This is a genomic window from Leptothoe sp. EHU-05/26/07-4 (assembly GCF_043421015.1).
Taxonomy (GTDB): domain Bacteria; phylum Cyanobacteriota; class Cyanobacteriia; order Phormidesmidales; family Phormidesmidaceae; genus Leptothoe; species Leptothoe turfae.
Genome location: NZ_JAXSQV010000002.1, coordinates 709,500 through 731,055, shown reverse-complemented (window position 1 = coordinate 731,055; position 21,556 = coordinate 709,500). Strand labels below are relative to the sequence as shown.

The 21,556-nt window shown below is 46.8% G+C and carries 14 protein-coding genes; 11 read left to right on the top strand and 3 right to left on the bottom strand.

Annotated elements, in window-relative coordinates; all coding sequences use genetic code 11:
- The first annotated feature begins 396 nt into the window (after window positions 1–396).
- From U2F10_RS04930 to U2F10_RS04910, 5 genes are all read left to right on the top strand, one after another.
- Window positions 397–1,749 carry an AAA-like domain-containing protein gene (locus tag U2F10_RS04930; protein WP_499871079.1) on the top strand — a complete coding sequence of 451 codons (1,353 nt, stop codon included), beginning with the start codon at window positions 397–399 and terminating at the stop codon, window positions 1,747–1,749.
- A gap of 124 nt (window positions 1,750–1,873) precedes the next feature.
- Window positions 1,874–2,398: a zinc ribbon domain-containing protein gene (locus U2F10_RS04925; RefSeq protein ID WP_499865865.1), complete on the top strand. Its 525-nt coding sequence runs from the start codon at window positions 1,874–1,876 to the stop codon at window positions 2,396–2,398.
- A gap of 416 nt (window positions 2,399–2,814) precedes the next feature.
- Complete coding sequence (locus U2F10_RS04920) at window positions 2,815–4,260, top strand: circularly permuted type 2 ATP-grasp protein (protein ID WP_250564940.1); 1,446 nt, start codon at window positions 2,815–2,817, stop codon at window positions 4,258–4,260.
- A 63-nt stretch (window positions 4,261–4,323) separates the two neighbouring features.
- On the top strand, window positions 4,324–5,274 hold the full coding sequence (locus U2F10_RS04915; protein WP_163664472.1) for an alpha-E domain-containing protein: 951 nt from the start codon (window positions 4,324–4,326) through the stop codon (window positions 5,272–5,274).
- 111 nt (window positions 5,275–5,385) lie between these two features.
- A complete protein-coding gene (locus U2F10_RS04910; RefSeq protein ID WP_499865867.1) occupies window positions 5,386–6,243 on the top strand; it encodes a transglutaminase family protein in 858 nt (285 codons plus the stop codon).
- A 15-nt stretch (window positions 6,244–6,258) separates the two neighbouring features.
- Here the strand turns inward: U2F10_RS04910 and U2F10_RS04905 are convergent, their stop codons facing one another.
- On the bottom strand, window positions 6,259–7,914 hold the full coding sequence (locus U2F10_RS04905) for a right-handed parallel beta-helix repeat-containing protein (RefSeq protein WP_163664468.1): 1,656 nt from the start codon (window positions 7,912–7,914) through the stop codon (window positions 6,259–6,261).
- A 447-nt stretch (window positions 7,915–8,361) separates the two neighbouring features.
- On the opposite strand from U2F10_RS04905, the gene U2F10_RS04900 reads away from it, so the two are divergent.
- From U2F10_RS04900 to U2F10_RS04875, 6 genes are all read left to right on the top strand, one after another.
- The gene (locus U2F10_RS04900; RefSeq protein WP_250564939.1) at window positions 8,362–9,222 is read left to right on the top strand and encodes a metal ABC transporter permease; all 861 of its coding nucleotides are present in this window, start codon (window positions 8,362–8,364) and stop codon (window positions 9,220–9,222) included.
- A 402-nt stretch (window positions 9,223–9,624) separates the two neighbouring features.
- Entirely contained in the window at window positions 9,625–10,581 is a 957-nt protein-coding gene (locus U2F10_RS04895; protein ID WP_499871078.1) for a hypothetical protein, read from the top strand.
- 113 nt (window positions 10,582–10,694) lie between these two features.
- A complete protein-coding gene (locus U2F10_RS04890; protein WP_163664464.1) occupies window positions 10,695–11,438 on the top strand; it encodes a metal ABC transporter ATP-binding protein in 744 nt (247 codons plus the stop codon).
- Between the two features lie 150 nt (window positions 11,439–11,588).
- The gene (locus U2F10_RS04885) at window positions 11,589–12,236 is read left to right on the top strand and encodes a transglutaminase-like domain-containing protein (RefSeq protein WP_163664462.1); all 648 of its coding nucleotides are present in this window, start codon (window positions 11,589–11,591) and stop codon (window positions 12,234–12,236) included.
- A 188-nt stretch (window positions 12,237–12,424) separates the two neighbouring features.
- Window positions 12,425–13,435 carry a fatty acid desaturase family protein gene (locus U2F10_RS04880; RefSeq protein ID WP_499871076.1) on the top strand — a complete coding sequence of 337 codons (1,011 nt, stop codon included), beginning with the start codon at window positions 12,425–12,427 and terminating at the stop codon, window positions 13,433–13,435.
- A gap of 147 nt (window positions 13,436–13,582) precedes the next feature.
- Entirely contained in the window at window positions 13,583–14,716 is a 1,134-nt protein-coding gene (locus U2F10_RS04875) for an aromatic ring-hydroxylating oxygenase subunit alpha (protein ID WP_499871074.1), read from the top strand.
- A 79-nt stretch (window positions 14,717–14,795) separates the two neighbouring features.
- Here the strand turns inward: U2F10_RS04875 and U2F10_RS04870 are convergent, their stop codons facing one another.
- Together U2F10_RS04870 and U2F10_RS04865 are read right to left on the bottom strand one after the other, a co-directional pair.
- Window positions 14,796–16,535: a two-component system response regulator gene (locus tag U2F10_RS04870; protein ID WP_163699803.1), complete on the bottom strand. Its 1,740-nt coding sequence runs from the start codon at window positions 16,533–16,535 to the stop codon at window positions 14,796–14,798.
- 12 nt (window positions 16,536–16,547) lie between these two features.
- On the bottom strand, window positions 16,548–21,158 hold the full coding sequence (locus tag U2F10_RS04865) for a PAS domain S-box protein (RefSeq protein WP_499871072.1): 4,611 nt from the start codon (window positions 21,156–21,158) through the stop codon (window positions 16,548–16,550).
- Window positions 21,159–21,556: the final 398 nt, after the last annotated feature.

The following is a 21,556-nucleotide window of genomic DNA, read 5'->3' as shown; positions in this document are numbered from 1 at the left end:
CCGTACTCTTGTCTCAACTCAGTGTATATAAACTAAGAGATTTTTCCATTGGACAAAAGTTACTTGTATTCCCCTTAAAGGGTTACTTATTCCATTAGATAGCGCAAACGTATTTTTTAAAAAAAATAAGATTCAATACAAAAACCAACAACTATGATGATGGCTCAGTACAGTTTGTGACATTTTTTAATAAAACCTGAAATATTATTCTACCCTCAGGCACGTCAGGGTGCCTGAGGGGCATGCATTCACTACTTATGATTCTTGTCAACACCCAAAAGGTTACTTTCTTGAAAAACTCTAATAAAATTAATTTAGTACACAAAAGTTATCCACATAAGCGATATATGATAGTTCGTATATGCCCTATGGCTTACCCATATCTCTAGGAGCCCTATGACCCCTGATGAGATAGTTCATGTGCTTAATGCAACAGGGCAAAAGCAGTTGCTTCCCGTGCAGGAACTGATTTTACGCCAGTCTTGGGAAGGAGAAACCTATGCCAGTATGGCAGAGGAATTGCATTACGATGCGGCTTATCTAAAAAAAGTGGCGTTTGAGCTATGGCATTTGTTGTCGGATACCTTTGAAACTCCCATTAGTAAAGTTACACTGCGTCCGATCCTTGAACCACAATCCTTAGCCCCTCACCAAAAACAGTTTCTTGAGGACAGTCAATCTCTCCTTGGCAGGCAAGTCTATTTAACAGAGTTATGCTTCAAAAGTAAGTTTCCTGCTGGTTCTATTCCCGTTGGTTCAGCGCTATATATTAGTCATCCAACGATCGAAGACATGGCTTGTCAAGAGATAAGTGAGCCAGGAGGAATGGTGCGCATTAAAGCTCCTAGGAGAATGGGTAAAAGTTCATTGCTGCTCAGAATACTATCGTATGCAGCTGTTCAAAACTATCGGACTGTTTACTTGGACTGTCAAGAGATTGATGGTTGTCTCAAAGAGGATCAGACTAAATTTCTACGTTGGTTCTGTGCCAACATCAGCTATCAGCTAGATCTAGAGCCTAAACTTGATGATTATTGGGATGCAGAAATGGGGGCTCGTTTAAGTTCTACCCTGTATATTGAGCAATATATACTCAGGCAGCTTAAAAAACCGCTGGTATTATTTGTGGATGATGCGGATCTGCTCTTGAAGCATATTGACATGGCTCGTTGTTTTTTCTCAGTCTTGAGATCATGGCACGAACGGGCGAAGCGCATTGTTTCAATGCAAAATCTCCGACTAGTGGTAACTTATTGCTCAGAGTTTCACAGTTGTCTCGATATCGGCCAATCTTTATGCAACGTCGGCTTGCCAATCAAGTTGCCCTATTTTAGCTTGAATCAGATGCAGCAGTTGGCAGGTCGCTATAAACTACATGACTCGGAAGGTAATGCCGATATAGCTTGGCTTTCCTCATTGTTAGCGATGACAGGTGGCCACCCCTATCTCGTACAGCTGGCGTTTTATAACCTTTGTCAGGGCGCTGTTACTGTAAGGCAATTGTTACGCGATGCACCGACCCTGGCCAGCATTTACCAAGATCATTTGCGTGGTTACTTAGTGGCTTTGCAGTTGCGTCCTGAGTTAACCGCTGCTCTCAAAGACGTCATGACTGCGGAGCAGAGTACCAAAGTTGATCCGATGTTGGCCTATGAGTTAGATAGTATGGGACTCATACAGCTACAGGGTAACCAGGTAATACCTAGCTGTGAGCTATATCGTTTGTACTTTAGTGCGCAACTTTCGTAAGTCTTTCATAATTTAATAGCGGTTAACAGCTGAGTATAGCTCAGGATTAAGATTTTCTGATGTTTATTCATGTTCCCGGCTGGGGAGGCATCATTTAGTGACAGCTCTACCTAATCAGATCATCATGGCCTACGTATGTGAACTCAACCCTGGTCACCATGTTTATTTAGATAATCAGGGTGACCAAACGACTGTCACCACGACTATGGGAATGCCAGGACAACAGCAACAGGCTAGTAGCAGCATGACTACGGGGCCTTGGATTGCACCGCCAGAGGGATATCAAAATACCGCTGGGGCTATCGTTAAGTTGTTGACTGCCCAGGGTGAAACCTGTGTGTATATCCAGGGTAATAGCATTACCCTGGCAGGTAGTGAGGTATCTATGGTCGGTGCACAGCAGTTGTCGATGCGGCAAACGGTTGCTATGCCCACCTCATCTATGCCGCCGATGCCACCGATGACCATGGGGACGATGCAAATGACGATGACCCCGATGGAAATGCATATGGGGAATATGGAATTAAAGATGAATGCGGCTAATCAAGCGCCTCAACCTGCGGCTACTCGACAGTTTTGTAGCCAGTGTGGTGCCAAAGTTGCCCCTGGGGATAATTTTTGCTCTAGTTGTGGTCACGCCTTAAGCTGAAGGAGATTTTTCCAGGTCTTTTATAGCCACAGCCTTTCTGTTTAAACGGGGATTGAACAACTGTTTTTACAGAATGTGTATAAAAGGATAGTCTCGTATGCTACATCCTCTGTCAGCCTGGACTCTCTCAATTTCCAGACGGTGTTATGTGGCAGGCCGTTTGCCTCTGTTCTCAAATGCTCTCTGATGATTGAGATTGGATGACTGTGGTATTCTCTCGATGATTACCATAACAATTTACAATGGTGTTCAAAGTTTTAAGCGTTATTGTTCTTCATGGAAAAACGTAATGGTGATAACTGAACGCTGTTTTACCCATTAATGGCTTAACCTGGTATTAAATTTTTGCCAGATGTATGGACTTTTACAATTTGCGATACCGATAGCCGCTAATCAGTGGAATATGCGCTTTGAGAATGCTGATTGTGTTTAATTCCTACGATCCCGGAGATTTTTACGACGAGCTATTTGTCAGACGAGGGGTGCCTCGACCCGAGGCGGCACTATTGGTGAAGCGTATCAGTGACATTTCCATTGATGAGCTGATGCTGCGCCAACAGATGGCTCAGAATATGTTGTTTAAGCTGGGCGTAACGTTTAACGTTTATAACGATAATCAAGGAACAGAGCGAATTTTTCCATTTGATGTAGTGCCTCGCGTAGTGCCTCGCAATGAGTGGCAGTGGCTGGAAACAGGCTTAAAACAGCGTATTAAAGCGTTAAATTGTTTCTTGGACGACATTTATAATGGTCAAAATATTATCAAGGACGGTGTTATTCCCAGGGAGGTGATTGAGTCTGCAACGGGTTTTTTGAAGCCTTGCTTGGGTTTAAAGCCGCCGAAAGGGATCTGGTGTCACATCACTGGGACTGATTTAGTTCGCGATCGCAACGGCAACTGGTATGTCCTTGAAGATAATCTTCGCTGTCCCTCTGGCGTCTCCTACGTTTTAGAAAATCGACGGGTGATGAAAGGGGCGTTTCCAGCCCTGTTTGAGGCCCTCAATATTAACCCAGTGGACGATTATCCCAGTCAGCTACTCGCCTCCCTATTGCACCTGGCACCCGATGGAATGCCCGAGCCGCGAGTGGTTCTGTTGTCTCCCGGTATCTATAATTCTGCTTATTTTGAGCATTCATTTTTGGCTCAACAGATGGGCATTGAGCTGGTGGAAGGTCGAGATTTAGTTGTGGCAGACGGCTATTTGCAAATGAAAACCACTAAAGGGTTGCAGCGGGTAGATGTGATTTACCGCCGCATTGATGATGAATTCTTAGATCCTCTGACCTTCCATCCTGATTCTCTCTTGGGGGTGCCAGGGCTCATGGACGTGTATCGTCAGGGGCGGGTTGCGATCGCCAATGCTCCAGGTACCGGTGTTGCCGATGACAAGATGATCTACAGTTACGTGCCCGCCATGGTGCGTTATTACCTCGATGAGGCGCAGATCATCCCCAATGTTCCTACTTATCTCTGCGAAAATTCCCAGCAGCAGGACTATGTACTCCACCATCTTGATCAGCTGGTGGTCAAAGCCACCAATGCCTCGGGAGGTTACGGCATGTTAGTGGGCCCCCATGCCACCGATCCGGAGCGTGATGCCTTTGCTGACCAGATTAAGGCAAATCCTCGGGGGTATATTGCCCAGCCCACCCTTTGCCTCTCCCGGGTACCGGCTTTGGTTAACAGTCAGTTTCAAGGCTGCCATGTGGATTTGCGCCCGTTTATTTTGAATGGAGAAGATATCTACGTGAATCCAGGGGGGTTAACGCGGGTGGCTTTGAAGAAAGGGTCGCTGGTGGTGAATTCATCCCAGGGGGGAGGGAGTAAGGATACGTGGGTGGTGGCAGCGGCGAATTAAGTAGGTATATTTTTTCCCCTTTTGGTGGGTTGTGCCCACCCTACACTTTTCTTAAAAACAACTATGCTAAGTCGCGTTGCTGATTCCATCTATTGGATTAACCGCTATGTGGAACGGGCAGAAAATGTGTCCCGTTTTGTGGATGTTAACTTGAATCTGTTGCTTGATACCCCCATGGGTACGCTACAACAGTGGGAGCCACTGGTGGTAACCACGGGCGATCAGGAGATTTTTAAAGAGCGCTATGGTGCAGCGACGGCTGAAAATGTGCTGAGGTTTCTCACCTTTGATGCGGACTATCCTAATTCCATTCGTGCCTGCGTGAAATCGGCCAGGGAGAATGCCCGTTCGGTGCGAGAGATTATTTCATCGGAAATGTGGGAACAGCTAAATGAGTTTTACCTGATGGTGGAAGCTGCGGCTAAGTCCGATGAAGTGGCTGAACTCTATGCGTTTTACCCTGAGGTGAAACTTGCCAGTCACCTCTTTGCTGGGGTGATGGATGCCACCATGTCCCACAATGAGGGCTGGCACTTTGGCCGATTGGGGCGATTTTTAGAACGAGCGGATAAAACAGCCCGGATTTTAGATGTGAAGTATTTTATTCTGCTGCCATCGATAGCGGCGGTGGGTAGCTCTTTAGATAACCTCCAGTGGATTGCCCTATTGCGCTCCGCCAGTGCCTACGAGATGTACCGCAAATGTCAGCATCTCATTAATCCCAGAGGCGTTGTGGACTTTTTGGTGCTGCATCCCGAATTTCCCCGGTCTATTCGCTGTTGCATTTTACAGGCTGAGCAGTCTTTGAATAAAATCTCAGGCTCACCCATAGGTACCTGGCGGCTCAGTAGTGAGCGGCGTTTGGGCAAGTTGCGATCGCACCTCGAATACATCACCCTAGATGAGATTTTCCAAACCGGGCTCCACGAATTTTTGGATCATCTCCAGGATGACCTGAACCATGTGGGTAGTGCCATTACCGAAAATTTTTTTGGGGTCTCGGTCTTGGCTTAATGGGGATAGACCATTGTAGGGACGTTATATGTAAGGCCCCTACAATGGTGTGTTGATAACCCTGGTTAAAAACCCATTAGCCCTTAACCAACGCTCACCCTAAAACCCGCTGTGCGCTATCGCATTGTCCATCAAACTCAATATCACTATGTTGAACCTGTACAGCTAGGACTGCATCTATTGCGGCTGCAACCACGGGTAGACGGTAGTCAACGTCTGCATCAATTCACCTGTAAGGTTGCCCCTACACCTGACAAATCTACTGACTGGCTTGATTTAGAGGGCAATGTTTGTCGCCAGGTACAGTTTGTCGATACCCCTATCGCCACCTTGACCATCACCAGTCAATGTGATGTAGAAACCCTGCGGTCTAATCCCTTTGACTATCTTTCTCCAGACTGGGCAATGACGGCTCCCCTAGATTATCCCCAGTCTGTGCAGCGTCTAGTTGCCCCTTATCTGACATCCCCCTGTACCCATAGCCCAGCTGTGATTGACTGGGCTCAACAGCAGCTGCATCAGGTGGACGGCAATGTGGGCCTATTTTTGACCGGTCTTACCCAAACCATTTACCAAACCTGTACCTATGAAACCCGCCACCATGGCCCACCCTGGCCAGCGGGTGTGGTGCTGGCCAAACAGCGAGGGTCTTGCCGCGATTTTGCCGTGCTCTTTATGGCTGCCTGTCGAGCGGTGGGGCTGGCGGCAAGATTTGTCAGCGGTTATCAACGGGGCGATGCTGACCAAACGACCCATGAGTTACACGCTTGGCCTGAGGTGTACATACCCGGCGGTGGCTGGCGGGGCTTTGACCCGACCCTGGGTTTGGCCGTTGCCGATGGTCATATTGCCCTAGCAGCCGCAGTGGAACCGACCCAGGCCGCTCCCATCACCGGCAGACTACAGTCCGGCTATTTGGGTCAGAGCACCCTAACGGCAAACATCCGGTTAAATGTAGTGGATGGCTAGGCCGCAAAGCGTGACCTAGCCTGTGACCATGGCACCCACCCACTTCAGCCACGATGCAACGAACTGCCTGGGGGACCATTGCCTCCCTCTGGGGGATCCTGGCATCCCAGGGTCGTCCTGAGACATGGCCGTGGTTGTCTCACTGTGGGTAGCACTCAACTCCGTTCCATTCACTGTGAACTCCCCATTGACGCCTACCCTGAAGTTCAAGGGTTCGAGCAGACCTTGGGGTGACCCTGTCTCAGGGTTATTAAAATCATTCACATCGGCAATATTGATCAGTTTATTGTTCTCAATGACAGCACGATAACTGTCTTGGTTACGCATGAGCGGACGCGAGATGCCGTTGACCCGAATGAGGTTGTCTTTAATCTCAATGGTGCTGAAGTCTGTCTTTTTATGGAAACCAAATAAGCCCGCTTTTCTGGGGGTTTCAGTTTGATTGGCGATCACCTCGTTATTGTAAAACGAAAAGTTGTTATAGATGCCTTTATGCCAAACCACCCCCCTACCCGGGTTCACAATCAGATTGTTATGGAATTTTGTGGGACCGTTGGCGGGTTCTTCACCAAAGTTTGAAATTAAATTGCCATGATCTTTGCCAGTGTCAAAAACAAAAACATTATTGTTGATCTCAGCACCATTGCGAGCCCATTCTAAGGAATAGGAGCTAGTGAAGTAGTTATGGTGAATGTGAAATGTGAAGCCATCCTCAGGGATGTTGCCCCCGCCAAACTTTGGGATTGAAATGGTGCCACTGAGATAATTGTGATCAATTTCAACAAAACGATCGTTTTCAAATGGCAGCTCAATGGAAAAGTCTGTTTTGATGCTGTTGTTGGAGATTCTTACATTTCTAAACTGTCGGCCTTTGATGCCATATACATTGATGTTGCGCTGGCCACTTTTAGAAATGTCATTGTTGTAAATTTCGGAGTCTTTGAGATACGTTGCAAAAATCGAGCCGCTGGTGATGCCACTGTCCCCATGCCCTTGGCCACCCGCATCAATAAATATATTGTCATGAATGGTTGCATTCTTCACCTGAAACAGTCTAACGGAACTCCACAAAAAGTCCTTGAACTCCAGGTTCTTGAGCACCAGGCCTTGATTACGCCCACTAAAAATTGCACCATGAATCTCTGGCCCGGTTAAGGTCATATTTGTAAAGGAGACATTATTAGCGGTTTTCTTGAGACTAAACAAATAGGCATTTTGATCAATGGAATCAAAAACTGTTTCGCCATCGGGTAGTCCTTGGGTACCCACCTTAAATGAGCTTCTATTTTGTAAAACTGTGCGTCCACGACCGGCCCCCTTAAATACGATATTGGCCCTGTTGACGTTAAGGGTTTTGGCCAGGTCAAAAACACCTTCAGGAATGTAAAGTGTGGCCGTGGTATCGGCTCTACTTTCTGCCGTAAGCCAGTTAATGGCTGCCTGAATTGTTGTGGAGTCATCTCGACCGTCATTAGCAACAGCATTATCAAGCCCTGGATTGGCTTCAAAAACTTCCGGAGGAAGGTTAGTGATGTCAATAGTGGTGGATGATCTGGCGGTGCTATTGTCAGCGATTGTGACGGAACTGACAATTTCTGTAGGGTGACTGATGTGGGGATAGGCTGAGGTCTCAAGCCCTGACAAGATGGCGACAAGTATATAAAAAAACATACAATGGCTAAGTCCTAGATGATTGTGAACAGGCTTGCGTTGCAGAAGAGTAGGATTTTTGTAGACAAAATTGCCAGGCTATCTACTAGATCCTGGTGTTCTTAATGCATATCAGTAGAGAAAATAGACGTCTCCACAGATAAATTTTGCTGTTGCTGATTTAGAGTAGGAACCAGTCTATGAAACCGACTAACCGTTGGGATTTGCTCGATAGAATCCTCAAATTTGAGGTGTCATGGCGGACCTTTCTAAGGACGTGGGCACTGTTGGGCACTGTAGTGGTAGATGTCCCTTAGAAAACCCAAATTTGGTTGCTTGATTTTGGTTGCTTAATGTTTACAGGGTTTGCTGTATATCCCTTTGATATAGGTCAGGGCAGCTTCACAGACATTATAGTCACGAATAAGGGATTAGTGTGGTTGATATGGTGCAGTTTTGAGGTCCATTATGGATTGGCTATTTGATCCGCTGAATTATGATTTTATGCGTCAGGCACTACTGGCTGGTGTGCTCATCGGAATTCTTTGCCCAGTCGTCGGTACCTATTTAATTGTGCAGCGGATGGCCTTGTTGGGGGATGTGGTTGCCCATGCGGTACTGCCAGGGCTTGCGATCGCAAATTTCCTGACCATCCCCCTTCTGCTGGGAGCCTTTATCTCTGGCATTATCAGCACGTTTGTGACCACCTGGATTCAGGCTCAATCCAAGGTCAAGGTAGATACGGCCATGGCCATTACCTTTTCCAGCTTTTTTGCGTTGGGCATTACCCTGCTGACGATCCTACGCAGTCGTATCGGCCTTGAAGGGCTTCTGTTTGGCGATATCCTGAGTATTTCAATGGGTGATGTCTGGCAGATTGGCTGGATTACCGTCATCATTCTAGTTGCTGTCAAAATTTTCTATAAAGAACTCTTATTCTTTACCTTTGATCCGTTAGGGGCAGAGGCGAGTGGTCTGCCGGTTACCCGGATCAATGTGGGATTGATGACCCTGATTACCCTGGCGATTGTGGCTGGCATGAAGGCGGTGGGAGTTATTTTGGTGATGGCCTTAATGATTAGCCCGGCGGCAGCCGCCTCTTTATTAACGACTGAACTTCACTGGATGATGATGGTCGGTTCAGGCTTAGGTGTGATTTCTAGCTTGGTGGGTATGTATGTGAGCTATTACCTTGATATTCCGTCGGGGCCAGCGATTACATTGACCCTATTTAGCTGTTTTTTATTGACATTGCTATTTAGCCCTAGCCAGGGAATATTGACCCACCGTTTTTGGGTTTCTAAGCGCCAAAACAACACCTTAAATTGATACCCGATTTTTTGGACCATTTCTATGCCATCTCCATGGTAGGAAGATTCGATCAGAGAATACCTCTTTGTCATTGCTTCATTGCTGATTTAGGGAATGAAGCGACAACGATCAATATCTCAAGGCTTGAGAATTGATAAGGAGCGAGGCCATAACAAACTATCTCTAACAACAATTCAAGCTGAGTTGGTATCGACATTACAGTGGATTGCCATCAGTGCCTTCAGACATTGATGGCAATCTCTTCATGATTTCTTGTCCAGATCATATATCGATACCTCATCTTGATGGGAGAGACTATAATGAAACTAGTTTGTTCAAGATTTTTCTTTCTGAATATCGCCCTCTGAAAACTTGTTACAAGTCATTAAATTTATTTTTCTGGTTGTTCATTAATTTAAGATGACTGCTCCTTCCCTTCGATTACTGCTCTCAACATTGATTGACTATGCAGGGTTGCTTTCTTCTACGAGCCTAGGTATGGCAGCAGCCATCACTGCCTATGAGCGATATAGCGACAGTTCCCATCGTTGGATGCTGGGACGGTTTGTCTTATGTTTATCTCAATTATCTCAGTTTGAAAACTGTTTAGATGAATTAGAGCAACAATACGCAGCAGCCTTTTGGCCACTGAGCGTCATCTTAGAGCCTTCGGCGCAAGCGCTAGAGAATTTAGCGCCATGGCTAAAAAAACAAAACCGGTTTACGATTTCAGCCCTTGAATTTAAGCTGGCAGGGGCAGATGCGATCGCACCCCTGCTTCCCCATCTGCCACCCCACAGCGATCTCTTTTTTGAGGTACCCCTGGATGCGACCCTACCCGACTATTTGACAGTATTGCAAGGTAGCCGCGCGGCCATTAAGGTGCGCATGGGTGGGCCAACTGCTGCCGATTGTCCCAGCATTGATACATTAGCCCATTTGCTAGTAACCTGTGCCAATGGGCAGATTCCCTTGAAGGCGACTGGTGGTCTACATCAGCCCTTACGCAGCTGGCAACTGCTACCCGATGGCAATTCCGTAGAAATGCATGGCTTCCTCAACATTGCCCTGGCTGCTGCCTTTGCCTACGGCTATGGAGCTACGGCATCTGATATTACGACGATTTTGCAAATTAATACCCTGGATGACTTGATTTTTTCGGCTCAAGAGATTATCTGCCACAGCCCCCTGTGGTCACCGGAACCAGAATTATCTAACGTGGCAGGGCATTTGCCCTTAGAGATATTGGCAAATGTTCGCAGCCGTTATTTTCTAGGAATTAACGCTAATTCATTTCAGGAACCGTTGGCCAACCTTTACCGTTTAGGTTTACTGGGCAATGCGTTGGGGGTGCCATCCTATGCATTTTCTAGTTGATTTACCCGATATCTACCAATATCTAAAGGAATAAATCAACCTCTACCATGGCATGCCCTCAAAAATTTGCTATAGTTGCGATTGCCATACGATAACGATTATCATTTCTACCCATGCTAGAGGTTGAAAACCTGTCCGTTAACTATCGGGGCGTTTCGGCATTGGATGCAATTACATTGCATTTGCAACCGGGGGAGCTGGTGGGGTTAATTGGCCCCAATGGAGCAGGTAAAAGCACTCTAATCAAAGCCATTTTGGGGCTAACCCCCTGCCAGGGACGGGTGCTATTTTGTGGTGGACCTCTGCGACGACAGCGGCGACGGGTGGCCTATGTACCGCAGCGATCGCAAATTGATTGGGACTATCCTGTGACTGTCTGGAATGTTGTGATGATGGCCCAGACTAGAGCCTTAGGATGGGGTCGTCGCCCTGGCGTTGATGCTAAGCGGATGACCAGTGAAGCCCTTGATCGTGTAGATATGCTATCTCTCAAAGATCGTCCCATTGGTCAGCTTTCCGGCGGGCAGCAGCAGCGTGTATTTCTGGCCCGTGCCTTAGCTCAGCAGGCAGAACTCTTTTTGCTCGATGAACCATTCACTGGCATTGATAAGAAGACTGAGGCCGTGATGGTCGATATTTTTGCCGAACTCAGTGCCCAACGAAAAACAATACTGGTATGTAGCCATGAATGGGGTGATGATCTTTATCGCTATGATCGATTGCTATTACTCAATCGGCAACTGCTGGCCAACGATCGCCCCCATGCAGTGATGACCATGGACAATATCCAACGCGCCTTTGGTATGAATTCTCAATCGAGCTTTGGCACGCCTCAGGCCATGCGATTAGTGAGTTAACCAGCTCCGCCAATTTTTTGTAGGGCAAGCTCATGTTCATGGGCAGACCCCATTAACTCATTTGATGGATGAGTTCAAAGCGGCTGATTTAAGCTATCTAATATCTCCGTTACCATCCTTAAGATGTACTGTTTTAAGGGCTAGGTCGAGATGAGTGATCAACCAGCGATAACCGCCTATTTACAGACCTCCAACATTATTGATTGGCAACACCCGTCCATTGTGGAGCTGGCCGCTTTTCTCGCAAAAGGCCATGGAAAACCGACGGAAATTGCCCAGGTCTGCTTTCAATGGGTGCGGGATGAAATTCGTCACAGTTTTGACTATCAGTTAAACCCGGTGACCTGTCGCGCGTCCGATGTGCTGCGGCATCGGACGGGTTATTGTTATGCCAAAAGCCATCTGCTCGCTGCCCTGCTGCGGGCTAATGCCATTCCGACTGGCTTTTGTTATCAACGCCTAAGTGTCAATGATCAGGGTGCACCCTATTGTCTCCACGGGTTAAATGCCGTTTATTTACCTGAAATCGGCTGGTATCGCATTGACCCGAGGGGAAACCGTGGGGGGATAGATGCAAGGTTTATGCCCCCTCAGGAAAAACTCGCCTTTAGCCCGCGATTAACAGAAGAGACTGATTTTCCTGCGATTCTGCCAGCCCCGTTGGCAGTGGTTGTAGACGCTTTAAATAATTACCAAACTTGGCATAGCTTGCTGCAAAAGCTTCCAGATCTTTCTCCTGAGATGGCAGCAAAGTATGGACTATGGCAAAATCTCAGACCTCATCCCTCTAATTTTTAGGGTCTTTGTGTTCCCACTAAACCTCATAATTTCTTCATTTTTTACCGTTACATTAGTAAGATAGGCAAAACCATCAGCGCCATGGGCTATTCATTCAAGCCAATGGCCCCATGGTTTGTTGTTGCCAAGCGTCAATAGTAATGGGGCTAGGTACAATGGTGAGTCTACCCAATCAAAAACATATCACTATGACAGAGGCCTGTTTGCGACCGACAGTTTCCAACAAGGCTCTACAAGCAGCCGTTACCGATTTGCAGGCCGTCAATTTCTGGGTAGGGTGCTTACGCTTTGGTGTATTGGGAGTTGCTGTAATAGGCTGTATAACCTTGGCCTGGACCCATGCTGCTGGCCTCAGTTTCTGGGGATGGACTGTTGTCGCAGGTGTGTTTTATGCCTTCTGGCTGATCTGTACCCATGACGCGATTCACCATACACTTCTAGACTGGCCTGTTGTGGAAGAGACGCTGGCACGAATCATATCTTGGCCGATGCTCTGGCCCGTCGGTGTTTATGCAGAGCTGCATCGGTTACACCACGGTTGGAATGGTCTAGATTTACGCGACCCAGAGCGCATTCAATGGACTACCCAGGAATATCAGGATGCATCGCCCTTCGTACAGTGGTACATGCGCCACCAGTGGCTGATAGATATTCTGATTTTGGGTGGTTTAGGAATCATCCTTAAAACCCTCATGGGTGGCCGCAGATGTCAGGATTTATTACCCCGATTGAGATTTCAGTTATTTGCTGATTTTTTGGGCATAGGAATTGTTCAGGCTTGTTTAATTGCGGTTGTTATTCTTTCCCACACGAGTATTTGGCGTTATTTGTTATTTTGGCTTTGCCTAGAACGAGTTGTTGGCGTGATTGCCCAAACACGAGCACATTTAGAACACTATGGTTTATGGCAGCAAGTGGGCGGTCATCAACTGACGCAACTATATTCTTCTCGAAATTTACAGACGAGCCACTGGTTTAGTTGGTTAGTGGGAGGTCTCAACTACCATGCTGTACACCATGCCTTTCCATCGATTCCATTTAATCAGCTGCCCCAGGCCTATGATCGGCTTCAGACTGTGTTGGATGATCATGGGATGCCCGCAATGGAACTCGAACAGGGCTATACCCAGGCGGTGCGGCGATTGATGAATCGCTTCATTTTAATTCCTATGGCTGGGGGCCTCTCAACGAAGGATTAGGCCTGTTATTGCTTTTTATCCACCTATCTAAAGCCCCAACCAGGGGCTTTATTTGTATGCAGTCCCCGTATAGTCACTATCGCAGCATTTGGTTCGTTTGATATTCTTTGTGCACAGACGGTACTACGGGAAAAGAAGCGATACATTATGAGCCCTTCTAAACAGTTCAACTACACATTAAATCAGTCCCTGGCCCCCAACATTCCAAGTCGGATGCTGGCACGTCAGCAAAAGACTTTCACGGATCTTGATCTGTTTGCCCATGAGATGACCAGCATTTTTGATAACGATTGGGTGATGGTAGGGCGTTCGGGGGCGATTCCCAATCCCGGGGACTATATGACGGCATCCTTAGGGTCACGGCCTATTATTGTCATGCGTCAGCAAGATGGTGACCTTCGGACGATGGCAAACTACTGTTTACACCGTTACGTCAAACTGTTAGAGGGCTGTGGGTCCACAAAAAGTATTGTGTGCCCTTACCATTGCTGGGTTTATAAATTAGATGGTGAGTTAGTCGGTGTGCCTGAGCGGGAAGGGTTTAGGGCGGGCGACATTGATGGACTTTCCTTGGAAACCCTGGCGACAGAAGAGTATCTTGGTTACGTTTTTGTTGCTCTACGACAAGACTTGCTGCCAGTGTCTGAGCGGTTGAAAAATCTTAGCTATATACTTAAGAATTTTGAGCTAGATCGTTATGAAGATCGGCATGTGGTACATGAGGAACAGTGGAATGCTAACTGGAAGCTGATCTACCACAACTTTATTGAGAGTTATCACACCACTTACACCCATACGAAGTCTATTGGCCCTGCTAACCCAACCAAGTTAGTTGAATATGGCCCGACTGGCGATCCCAATTTTACGATTCACAGTAATTCGTATACCCATGAACATCAGCCAGCTATTTATAACCCCCAGCTAGATGAAAATGAACATAGACGGTTTTATGTGGCGGGTGTTTTCCCGAATGGTTTAGTTGCGGTTGAACCAAATTTTGTTTGGTGGATGGCCCTTGAACCCAAATCTGTTGACCAGACGAATGCTCGTTGGGGAGTTTCTTTCTCTCACCATGCGATGCAGACAATACCTGATCCTGATAAGTTTGTGAAAGAGATTGTCAATGTGATTGAAATAGCGACCATTGAAGATAAGGGAATGGTTGAGCGGATGCAGGCAGGTGCGAATTTTGGTTCGGATAAATCAGGTTTATTGCATGCTCCGTTGGAGGTGTATATCAAGGAGTTTGATGATTATGTTATGCGGTTATCGGGTCATTGATATCGATCTGGTAAGCTGGCTTTACACCAGCTTTTTCTTAGGTTAAACCCTCCCGAGGCTCAGCAACGCTGGGACTTATTTAATCGCTGTCCCGATTTAAGTACACTTTTTCTATTTCACTGGCTGGCAGTGGTTTAGAGAAAAAATAGCCCTGTCCAAAGTCACACTTTAAGTTCTGGAGCCATAAAAGCTGTTGTTGTGTTTCAATCCCCTCTGCAATAATCGATAACCCTAATTCTTGAGCAAGCGCTACAATTGTGTTCACAATTGGATAATGATTCCTTTCTGAGGTAAATTCCTTGATAAAGGAACGATCAATTTTGAGATTATTGACTAAAAAGCAGTTTAAATATTTCAAAGATGAATACCCTGTACCGAAGTCGTCAATGCTCACTTGCATCTGTCGAGCTTGCAACTCTTTTGTCAGAGCAGTCGCATTATCAATACTTCCCATGATGGCACTTTCCGTGATTTCAAGCTTCAAACAGGCTGGATTTACCTGGGTTTCAGCCAACACTTGATCAATACTATCTAATAAATTTGGAGAGTTGAATTGTCGGGGTGAGACATTAATACTCATGGTTAGCTCTGGCCACCCCCGTTGCTGCCAAACTTGCAGTTGCTGACAAGCTTTTTGGAAGATTAAAATTCCCACAGGTTCAATTAAACCTGAGGCCTCTATGGATGGGATAAAGAGACCCGGTGGCAGAATGCCTTTCTCAGGATGCTGCCAACGAATTAACGCTTCAAAACCAACTATCTTCAAAGTTTCAAGGTGAATAATGGGCTGATAAAATGCCGTGAACTCTTGATTATTCAATGCTCGTTGGAGATCTGCTTCTAGAGTCAATCGATCATGGATTTGAACATGCATCTGCGGGGAAAATATTTGAACACTTCCCTTACCTCTAAGCTTGGCTTGATACATGGCAGTATCGGCAGCCTGGAGCAGTTGTGCCGCTGTTTGACAGGGTTCCTGACTAAAGGCAATCCCCACACTGGCGGTCATATAAATTTCACACCCTTCCACCAGAAACGGCTGATGGAAACTGTTACTAATTGTTTGGATCACTGAATCAATGGCGGTGGCATTAGCCTCAGAAATTGGATTGACAACCCAGCAAAATTCATCTTCACCAAGACGTGCAAGGATATGGCTGGGGCGAATCTTTTTTAGTAATCGTTGGGCGATCGCAACTAGAAGTTTATCCCCAAACACATGGCCAAACGAACCATTCACCAAGTGGAACTGATCGCAGTCGAGAATAATAACGGCCAAGGTTGAGTCTTTCCTATCCAAACATTCGGCTAATTTTTCCAGGAGATTGGTTCGGCTAGGTAACTTGGTTAAGCTATCTTGAGCAATCATGGTTTGTAACTGCTCTGTTCGTTCCTGTACGGTTGCTTCCAGGTGGGTATTGAATGCGGACAATTGCTGATGTTGTTGGCGAATACGCAGCATTGAACGCACACGCGCTCGAAGTTCTAACCCACTAACGGGCTTACTAATAAAATCATCTGCGCCAGTCTCTAAACATTTGGCTAAAACCAGCTTGCCTGTCACAGCCGTCACGATGATGATGGGAATAGATTGCCACTGGGGCATTGCTTTTATCTTTTGACAGACCGCTAGGCCATCCATCTCAGGCATTGCAATATCCAGGAGAATCAGATCCGGTTGCACAGAAGGAAGGATCCCAAGGGCCTCTTTACCACTGGTTGCAGACTGTAATTCGTAATTTTCGGTTGCCAACAGTGCCTCAATTACCTCAAAGTTATTGGGCTCATCATCCACAACAAGAATAATCGGTATTTTCATGCAATGACCACCTTATTGAACTAACAATTTTTGAATGGTCAGGGCTAGTTGTTTGAGCTTGACGGGTTTACCGAGGTACTCGTTCGCACCAGCTGCTAGACAACGCTCTTGATCTCCCGCCATGACCAGGGCGGTTAGGACAATAATGGGAACGGATTTGAGGGTTGAATCTTGATGACGAATCCGCTGAATCGATTTGAGACCATCTAAGTCTGGCATTTGGATATCCATCAAAATTAAATCAGGATGATGTGTATGGGCTAATTCAAGGGCGTCTAGACCATTGTTAGCCACCATCAGTCGATAGCCGATGGTCTCTAAGTAGGACACCATTAAACTAATGGTGTCTTGATTGTCTTCCGCCAATAGGATCAGGGGTGAGTTGTCTTGTTGACCAGAGACAGGCAGGCTTAGCGGGCTGATCTGATGAGGTGATTGGCCAGGTTCAATCAGGGGGGCAACAGACTCATAGGGGAGATTAATACTAAAACAGCTACCCACGCCAACTTCGCTGGTTAAACTAACGGTTCCCCCGTGCAACTCGGCCATTTGTTTGACTAAAACTAAGCCTAAACCGGTGCCCGTATATTTTCGATTGAGGGTGCTATCAATTTGGGAAAAGGGTTTGAAGAGTTTAGTGATATGTTTTTGAGCAATACCAATGCCCGTATCCGCCACACTGAGTTTGAGGTAGTGTCTAGCGGTGAGGGGGCCAGATTCCCAACTCCATGCATGGGAGGGTTGCATAACCTCAGATGTTTTTTGCAAGTGAGATGGTTTCGACGGATCGTCCTGGTGATGATAACGTACCGCTAAGGCCACACATCCCTCTTCAGGGGTGAACTTAATGGCGTTATTGAGTAGGTTCACTAGACTCTGCAGGATGCGTCGTGCATCAATAGCCAGTGTGGGGGAGTTGGGAGGGATCGTTGTTGTGAGGGAAATGCGTTTTTTGAGTGCTTGTTGTTTAACGAGTGCCAGACTAGATTCACACAGACTTTCAATGTTGGTGACACTTAACTCTAGGTCGAGTTGTCCTGCTTCAATTTTGGCGACATCGAGAATATCGTTGATCAGGTTTAGTAAATGGGTGCCGCTGTGTTCAATGGTTTTCAGGTATTTGAGTTGCTGCTCGGTCAAGGGACCGAAGACTTTCTCTTGCAACGCTTCAGACAATCCCAGAATAGCGTTAAGCGGGGTGCGCAGTTCATGGCTCATATTGGCTAAAAACTCATCCTTGAGACGGGTGGCGCGGACCAGTTCTGCATTGGTGCGTTGGAGTTGGGTTTCAGCGGCTTTGCGATCGCTAATGTCCTGAATAACTGCTAAACAGCGAGGGGAGTCTTCTGCTGGGTTTTGGATCAGGGTAACGGCTGTGGTCGCCCAAAAGTAGGAGCCATCTTTACGGATATAACGCTTTTCAAGGGTGAAACTATCAATTGCGCCTGTGAAGAGTTGTTTTATTTGTTGTTGTGAGTCGTTTAGATCTTCAAAATAGGTTAAATCAGCCGCTGTCAAAGACTCAAGCTCTTGGGCTGTATAGCCGGTCATTTGACAAAAATAATTATTGGTGCGGGTGATTTTACCATCGGTTAAGTTGCTTTCAGCAATGCCTACAGCGGCCTGCTCAAAGGCTGCATGAGCACGGGCTTCACTTAAATGTAAGGCGCTTTCAGCACGTTGGCGATCGCTGATATCACGGGCACATGCGATAATGACCGGACGGTTACCTAACATTAATTTCTTTAAGGACACGTCCACATCAAACGTAGTGTCATTATCCCATCGACGGGCCTTCCATTTCACCCTCAGATCTTTACCCTTTGCCACCTGTTGAGTTATTTCCGAAATCTGCTCGATAGGAGCCTCTGGGGCTATAAAATCAGCGATGCTGGCAGCCAAAACTTGCTCTCGCGTCGCTCCCAGCATCTCCACATATCGGTCGTTAACGTCAAGGACGGTACCCTCTAAATCGTGAATCATGATGCCATCGTAGACATTGTTAAAGATGGTGCGTAAGTCCTGTTCAGAACGTGCTAATTCTTGGGTACGTTGCTCTACACGCTGTTCCAGCTTTTGATTAAGTTGTTCTAAGGCTGTTTGCGCTCTTAGTCGCTCAAGCTCAGCAGCAGCCCGATCCGCAAACACTCGTAGAATTTCCTGGGAGTGTTCCGGGTTGACTATGGACTGGCGTGAAAAAATGCAGAGTGTTCCAAGTGCTTGACCTTGACGATTTTGTAGCGCCACACCCATGTAACTTTCTACCGCCATCGACACCAGTCTAGGATTTTGAGGAAAGCAAGCTATGACCTCTCTCTCACAGTGATACACCCCTGCCCTAAGGGTAACTCCACAGGTGGTACCTTCGACCTCAACAATCTCGTTCGGTAGATGCTGGCCATCCCCCCAAGCGGCCAAATAGCGCAATTGATTGCCTTCAACAATTTCGGTAACACATGCATGGGATGCATTCAAAGCGGTGGCAATGTGTTGAACCAGGGCTGGGAAAAAGTCAGGACCGGTTAATGCCGCCGTACCTTCAATCAGATTTTGGAGGGCATTTTCTGCACGCTGGCGTTCTAGTTCAGCTGAAACTCGGCCACTAAAGACTTCTAAAATTTGTTTGGCTCGTTTGGGATCCTGCAAAGGTTGTCGGTCAAAGATGCACAAACTTCCTAGTACTTGACCTTGGCGATCGCGCAGGGCTACCCCTAGATAGCTCTCAACGGCTTTCTCTCGCATAGGGTTATTGGGAAAATGCTCAGAAACACCACTGGGACAATGGTAGGAATAGTTAACAACAAGATCACGACAGGGGGTTTCTGGAAGATCGTAGGCAAAATTCGGTTGCGGTTCACCGTCAACAATAAAGGCCAGACTTTGCAGCTCTTGATCCACAAATTGAGTGATTAAGGCGATGGGAACGTCGAGGGCTACACTGATGTGATGAACCAGGGCTGGGAAGAAATCCTTACCAATGGTTGCGGCTGTTCCCGTAACCAGATTTTGTAGGGCCAGTTCAGCTTGTTTAAGGTCAGTGATGTCAAGGACCGTACCAAGTAAACGAATTGCCTGTCCCTGTTCGTCTTGTTCTACCTCGGCACGATACTCGTGATGGCTCAGCGACCCATCGGATCGAGTTCGACTGTATTCAATTGTATACGGGGTGCCTTCAGCGAGTGCCCGTTCGACATAACTCTGTAATTGCAGGCGAGTCTCAGCCGGAAGCATTTGTAGATAGTCTGGATAGGACGGCGCTGATGCGGTTGGCTCTAACCCATAGATGCGGAACATTTCTGGTGACCAGGTGATAGCTTGGCTAGCGATGTCAAACTCCCAGTTACCGACGTGAGCGACCTGTTGTGCTTTGAGTAGAGTGGCTTCGCTTTGGCGCAGTTGAGCGTCTGCTTGGTGACGTTCGATGGCAATACCTGCAATATGGGCCATCTGCGTAATCATTTTTAATTCATGGGTTTGCGGTGATCTCACCTGTTTGTAATACATTGCCAATGTCCCTAAAACCTGGCCACCACGGGCCTGAATTGGGCTTGACCAGCTAGCTCTGAGACCATGGGTTAATGCCAAGTCTCTGTAAGCAGACCATAGGGGGTCAGTGGCGATATCGGCCACAATAACTGTTTGATTACGAAAGGCTGCTGTCCCACAAGACCCCACACCTTCACCAACTAACACGCCATCAATTGCCTGGTTATAAGCAGTGGGTAAGCTCGGGGCCGTTGTGTGACGAAGTCGATTTTCTTTATCGAGCAATAAGACAGAACAGAGCACTGTCTCCAAACTATGTTCTATGTGATAAATCAAAGCATTCAGCACGTCCAATAGGGGCTGACCTTGGGCAATGTTTGCTAGAAGCGCATTCTGCGCTGCCAATTGAATTTCAGTGAACTTGCGATCGCTAATGTCTGTATGGGTGCCCAGCAGTCTTGTCGGTTCTCCAGTTTCATCCCATTCCATGAACTGTCCCATGGTGAGAATCCATTTCCAGTTTCCTTGCCGAGTCTGCATCCGAAATTCAGCTCTGTACTGGGGAGTTTGACCGATTTTATAGGTCAAGTAAGCTTGATTCACCCGTTCTCGATCATCTGGGTGCAAACGTGACTGCCAATTTGCCTCGGTTTCGCAGAAAGTCGCTGGATCATATCCCAACATCAAGGCATAGTCTGGACTGACAATGGCTTCATCCGTCTGTAGATTCAGATCATAAAAGCCTTGGTTGGCCGCACGCATAGCAAGCCGCAACCGTTTTTCACTTGCCTGCAGTGCTCGGGTGCGTTCTTCTACTTGCCGTTCGAGTTCGCAGTTGTAGTCGGTTAGCCAGATTTGGTGGGTATTGGGATGGATGAGGATGTTGGCCGGGTTGATGTCCTTGTGTAGTATCCGATACTGGTTCAGAAGGTGACCGTGGTTCTGTATATAGTCCCGTAGGGAGATAGCGCCCACATCTGCCATTATCAGGGCATAGTTGTGGTGCCAGGGGACGAAAGCGAGAGGTTTGACAATATGATTCTCTCTGACGGCCTGATAAACGACGGTGCCACTGCCTGCATAGAGTTTTGTGGTCAGAATATAGCCTGGAATAGACGGTAAAGCCTGATCTGACATAGCCGAGCCTCGGTAGGCGACACTAAGAAAATCTAAATGCTGAGTAACTTAAACACTTGACTTGACATCTAATCCCCACCCAGGAAGGGCTGAAAATTGTGTAACAGATTTTGACCTGAAATCATTGTAGTGCAAGGCACAAAAGCTTATAAGGTTCTTTATACTGATAAATTTAAGATTGTGAGCGGATTAAATCTAGGAATTGTTTAATCTTGCAAGAAAACGCTCATTTAGCACCTTGACTGATAATTTCCCATTTCAGGGATTTATGTAGCATCAACCATTGTATTCTCACAATCTTGATTGCTTTTAAGGCGAGTATTTTTATACAAAAAGTTATATAACCCCAGGCAAAAGCTAATTAGATACAACGCTGATCAAACGATTTCATAGTGATC

Excerpts from the sequence above, each read along its gene's own strand:
- U2F10_RS04920 (WP_250564940.1), top strand. The coding sequence starts at position 2,815 with ATGCTGATTGTGTTTAATTCCTACGATCCCGGAGATTTTTACGACGAG.
- U2F10_RS04875 (WP_499871074.1), top strand. The coding sequence starts at position 13,583 with ATGAGCCCTTCTAAACAGTTCAACTACACATTAAATCAGTCCCTGGCC.
- U2F10_RS04865 (WP_499871072.1), bottom strand. The coding sequence starts at position 21,158 with ATGTCAGATCAGGCTTTACCGTCTATTCCAGGCTATATTCTGACCACA.
- U2F10_RS04895 (WP_499871078.1), top strand. The coding sequence starts at position 9,625 with ATGACTGCTCCTTCCCTTCGATTACTGCTCTCAACATTGATTGACTAT.
- U2F10_RS04925 (WP_499865865.1), top strand. The coding sequence starts at position 1,874 with ATGGCCTACGTATGTGAACTCAACCCTGGTCACCATGTTTATTTAGAT.
- U2F10_RS04880 (WP_499871076.1), top strand. The coding sequence starts at position 12,425 with ATGACAGAGGCCTGTTTGCGACCGACAGTTTCCAACAAGGCTCTACAA.
- U2F10_RS04890 (WP_163664464.1), top strand. The coding sequence starts at position 10,695 with ATGCTAGAGGTTGAAAACCTGTCCGTTAACTATCGGGGCGTTTCGGCA.
- U2F10_RS04930 (WP_499871079.1), top strand. The coding sequence starts at position 397 with ATGACCCCTGATGAGATAGTTCATGTGCTTAATGCAACAGGGCAAAAG.
- U2F10_RS04900 (WP_250564939.1), top strand. The coding sequence starts at position 8,362 with ATGGATTGGCTATTTGATCCGCTGAATTATGATTTTATGCGTCAGGCA.
- U2F10_RS04870 (WP_163699803.1), bottom strand. The coding sequence starts at position 16,535 with ATGAAAATACCGATTATTCTTGTTGTGGATGATGAGCCCAATAACTTT.
- U2F10_RS04905 (WP_163664468.1), bottom strand. The coding sequence starts at position 7,914 with ATGTTTTTTTATATACTTGTCGCCATCTTGTCAGGGCTTGAGACCTCA.
- U2F10_RS04915 (WP_163664472.1), top strand. The coding sequence starts at position 4,324 with ATGCTAAGTCGCGTTGCTGATTCCATCTATTGGATTAACCGCTATGTG.
- U2F10_RS04885 (WP_163664462.1), top strand. The coding sequence starts at position 11,589 with ATGAGTGATCAACCAGCGATAACCGCCTATTTACAGACCTCCAACATT.